3 protein-coding genes are annotated in these 4328 nt (G+C 65.6%); all 3 read left to right on the top strand.

What is annotated here, in order from left to right; all coding sequences use genetic code 11:
• The first annotated feature begins 414 nt into the window (after positions 1–414).
• Genes H6A21_RS10585 through H6A21_RS10575 form a run of 3 tightly spaced genes read left to right on the top strand, consistent with a single transcriptional unit; the run spans position 415 to position 4199 of the window.
• Positions 415–1818: a hydrogenase small subunit gene (locus H6A21_RS10585; protein ID WP_204562750.1), complete on the top strand. Its 1404-nt coding sequence runs from the start codon at positions 415–417 to the stop codon at positions 1816–1818.
• Positions 1818–3482 (top strand): nickel-dependent hydrogenase large subunit, encoded by a 1665-nt coding sequence (locus tag H6A21_RS10580; protein WP_204562749.1) that lies wholly within the window; start codon positions 1818–1820, stop codon positions 3480–3482. Before H6A21_RS10585 ends, H6A21_RS10580 begins: the two co-directional genes overlap by 1 nt.
• Positions 3483–4199, top strand: coding sequence for a cytochrome b/b6 domain-containing protein (locus H6A21_RS10575; protein WP_204562748.1), 717 nt, complete (start codon positions 3483–3485; stop codon positions 4197–4199). It begins immediately after the preceding gene.
• The last annotated feature ends 129 nt before the right edge of the window (positions 4200–4328 follow it).

Below are 4328 nucleotides of genomic sequence, written 5' to 3'. Positions count from 1 at the left end.
CGAGCTCCCTGAGCTTGCGGTCGTGCCTGCATCGTAGGCCGACGGACATGAGAAAGCCTCCCATCTCTCGGACTTTTATTTCCATGTCCAAGAAATGGGAGGCAGTTCATTGGGGTGCGGAGGGCCTTTTGCGTGCGAACGCGCCTCTGCCGCGGCACCGATGACGGCAGCGATTTCGTACGGTTTTCTGTCTGCGCAGACGAGCCGCTCCATCCGCTCTGACCATATGAAATGACAGCGTGCAAGATCGGAGCGCCGGGCACCTCATCCCTTCCGTTGCACTGGGTTTTAAGCAATAATGAACATGAATTATTCTGGCATTCGGACGGGGGATGTCCGTATAAGCTAGGCATGCATGAAGGGGATGGATGCGCATGCTCGCCTGCGTGCGCAATGACAGAGGGAGGTGTGCGGATGGCGGGAACGCAATCGATCGCGACGGGGTCTCTTGCCGAGCGCCTGCGTGCGCGCGGATTCACGCGGCGTGATTTCCTGAAGTATTGCGGCAGCCTGGCCGTCATGCTCGGACTGTCCGAGACGATGGCTCCGCAAGTCGCCGAGGCGATCGAGATAGGTGAGGCATCGGGAAAGCTGCTGCCCGTGATCTGGATGGAGGGCGGCTCCTGCTCGGGCTGCACGGAGGCGCTGGCGCAGACTGATACGCCGGACATCCCGCAGCTCGTGCTCGAGACCATCTCGCTCAACTACAGCGAGGTGCTCTCGGCGGCGGCAGGCCATTCGGTGGAGCAGGCCCGCAAGGACACGATCAAAGCGGGCGGCTACGTGCTGATCTACGAGGGCGCCGTTCCGACCGCCTACGACGGCAACGTGATGATCGTCGGCGGCGAGAAGGGAACCGATTCGCTGGCCGAGGCTGCCGAGAACGCCGACGCGGTGATCGCCCTGGGCTCGTGCGCCTGCGACGGCGGCTGGATGGCCGCGCGCCCCAACGACTCGGAGGCCATGGGCGTCCAGAAGTTTTTGAGCGAGCGCGGCATCGACACGCCGGTCGTGAACATCCCGTGCTGCCCGGCGAACCCCGAGTGGCTCATCGCCGTCATCGTGGAGTACGCGCTCATGGGCACCCTGCCCGAGCTCAACGACAAGAACGTGCCGGCGAGCATCGGTGACCAGACCGTACACGACAACTGCCCGCGTCGCGGTCATTTCGAGAACGGTGAGTTCGTCTACCGTTTCGGCAGCGCCGAGGAGGTCAAGGGCTACTGCCTCTATCCGCTCGGGTGCCGCGGACCCCAGACGTTCACGACGTGCCCCATCACCCGCTGGAACCGCTCCATCTCCTGGTGCGTCGAGGCGGGCGGCCCCTGTATCGGCTGCGGCAACGTCGAGCCGATGCACCCGCAGCGCAACTGGGTCGACGAGGACACGCCGTTTTTGAAGCGCCATCGCGACCTGTCGCTGCTCGGTTTCGAGTTCCAGCCCACGACGGCCGCGCTTGCGGTCACGGGCGTCGTCGTCGCGGCGCTCGTGGTCCACGGTGTGGGCATGAAGGTCGCCGGCCGCGTCGACGGCGGCGCCGACTTCGAGCCCGAGCGCCGTTGGGACGTCAAGCACGGTACCGAGGAGGCCCATAAGGCCGGTGCCCGTGCCGCCAAGCTGTACGACGAGCTCGATGAGTGCGGTCTCGAGCCGAAGAACATCGACCGCTTCAAGAAGATCCGCGCCGCCAAGAAGGAAGCCCGCTCTCATGAGAACGAGGCGAAGCCGGTCGACCCGGCCGATGCGTTGCGCGACGCCGGGGCGCCGGAGGCGGCAGGCAAGCCCGCCGACACGACTGAGAAGGGAGGCGATGAGTGATGGCGCGTTCCATCGTTGACCCCATTACCCGCGTCGAAGGTCATCTCTCCATCGAGATGGAGGTCGAGGACGGCAAGGTCTCCCAGGCCTGGGTCTCGGGTAACCTCTACCGCGGCCTCGAGCACGCCCTCGAGGGCCGTTCGCCCTATGATGCCGCGCTCATCTCGCAGCGCGTGTGCGGCGTGTGCCCCGTTTCCCACGTGCACGCGTCGTGCTTGGCCGCCGAGGACGCCTACGGCATCCAGATTCCCGACGGGGCGCGCCTGGTGCGCAACCTCGCCGAGGGCGGCCAGATCCTGCACTCGACGATCCTGTGGTTCTACAACCTCATGGGGCTCGACTACATCAACCCGCTGAACGCCCTGGGCGCCAAGGTCGCCGACGCCTACGACGTGTGCGAGCAGTATGGCACGTCGGGAGCCGACTTCACCGCGCTGTCCGAGCGCCTGCAGGCGTTTGCCGACAACGGCCAGCTCTCCATCTTCTCGGGCAACTGGTTCGACGCGAAGGACGCCTCCGGCGCCCCCGCCTACCACTTCGACCCGGCTGAGGACCTCGTGGGCACCGCCCATTATTTCGAGGGCCTGGAGAAGCAGGGCGAGGCGTCTCAGATCTGCGCGCTCATCGGCGGCAAGATGCCCCACATCATGACGTCCATCCCGGGCGGCACGTCGTTTATGCCCACGCCCGAGAAGATCGACGGCATCATCTACCGCATCAAGTCGCTGAAAACCTGGATCGACGCCACGATGATCCCGGACGCGTTCATGATCCTGGCCAAGTACCCCGAGCTCGTCGATCTGGGCCAGGGCCCCGGCCGCTTCATCTCCTTCGGCGTCCTCGAGTCCGCGAACCGCGAGCTCTACGATCGCTACCTGCCGGCCGGCATGTCCTACCTGCGCCCCAACGGCTCGCTCGGCATCGACTACGTGGACGTCTCCCTTATCACCGAGGACGTCTCGCGCGCCTACTACGCCTACCATGCGCCGCTGAATCCGCTGGTGGGCCGCACCGACCCGCAGTGGCCGGAGGACGGCCGCAACGTCGACCACAAGTACACGTGGTGCAAGGCCGCACGCTACGACGGCGAGACCTACGAGGCCGGCGGCATCGCGCGCATGGTCGCCGCCTACCAGCGCGGGGTCGAGCCCGTCGGCAAGCTCATGGATAGCGCGCTCAAGCGCAGCGGCATCCCCTGGGCGAAGCTCGACGGCGTCGCGGGCCGTATCCTCACGCGCGTGCTCGAGGCGTCCTATGTGGCCGACAAGATGGCCGAGGACGCGCAGGAGCTCGTCGACCTCATGGCCGCAGGCGAGGCGGAGTACTACACGCCCGCCACGAACACGACCGGCGAGGGCGTGGGCTTGTGGGAGGCGCCGCGCGGCGCCCTGCTGCACACCGAGCGCGTCGAGAACGACACGGTCACGCACTACCAGGAGATCATCCCGTCCACGTGGAACCTGTCGCCGACCGATGGCCAGGGCAACCCGGGCCCGCTCGAGGAGATGCTCGTGGGCACGGACGTGACCGACCTCGAGAAGCCGCTCGACGCGGTGCGCATCGTTCACAGCGTCGACCCGTGTACCGCGTGCGCGTGCCACGTGTCCGAGCCCGCGTCGGGGAAGACCTTCAGCACCGTCACGTCTCCTTGGGGGGTGAGGTAAATGGCGCATATGGCCCATTACCGTGAGGCGCATCCGCTGCCGTTCGTGATCACGCACTGGGTGAACCTCATCGCCATGATCATCTTGATTCTGACGGGCTTCTACATCCACTATCCGCTGTTCGGCGGCTTCATGGGTATCGCCCGCGGGTTCCATGTCTTCTTCGGCATCGTGCTGATCGTGAACTGCATCGTGCGCATCGTGGGCGCCTTCATCGTGAAGTCCGCGCCCGCCCCGGGTACGCGCGAGGTCGTGCGCGACGTGTGGACGTGGCTGCCGCAGCGCGACAACCGCCACCAGCTGTGGGCGTGGATCAGCTACTACCTGTTCCTGCGCCGCGACCATCCCATCGCCGCGAAGCTCGGCGTGCCGCAGAAGATCGTCTACCTGCTCATCCCGTTCCTGATCTTCTTTACCGGCTACACCGGCTTTTGCCTGTGGGGCACCACGGCGGGCTGGCCGGTGTTCGCCTGGGGTCTTGAGGTCATGGGCGGCGCCATGAAGGTGCGCATCATCCACTACTTCTGCATGTGGGCCTTCATCGTGTTCATGTGCATCCACGTGTATCTCTCCCTCATCGAGGGCGCGAGCCCGGCGACGCTCATCTTCTTCTGGAAGGAGACGCCCGGTCTCGTATACGATCCCAAGACCATGAACATCGTCGGTTTCGACGGCATGGGCAAGGAACCCGACGTAGGCGAAACGTTTAAGGAATAACGGCGAAGACGTGCCGACGGGGTCCCCGCCCCGATACGCCCGGAGCCCCTCCGGTCTGCAGGTCCATCGCGCTACGCGCTCAAAGGACCTGCAGACCGGAGGGGCTCCGGGCGTATCGGGGCGGGGACC

Source organism: Collinsella tanakaei (genome assembly GCF_016902615.1).
GTDB lineage: Bacteria > Actinomycetota > Coriobacteriia > Coriobacteriales > Coriobacteriaceae > Collinsella > Collinsella tanakaei_A.
Note: the sequence above shows the minus strand (reverse complement) of the source record. Positions and strands in the feature narration are given on the sequence as shown.

Excerpts from the sequence above, each read along its gene's own strand:
- H6A21_RS10580 (WP_204562749.1), top strand. The coding sequence starts at position 1,818 with ATGGCGCGTTCCATCGTTGACCCCATTACCCGCGTCGAAGGTCATCTC.
- H6A21_RS10575 (WP_204562748.1), top strand. The coding sequence starts at position 3,483 with ATGGCGCATATGGCCCATTACCGTGAGGCGCATCCGCTGCCGTTCGTG.
- H6A21_RS10585 (WP_204562750.1), top strand. The coding sequence starts at position 415 with ATGGCGGGAACGCAATCGATCGCGACGGGGTCTCTTGCCGAGCGCCTG.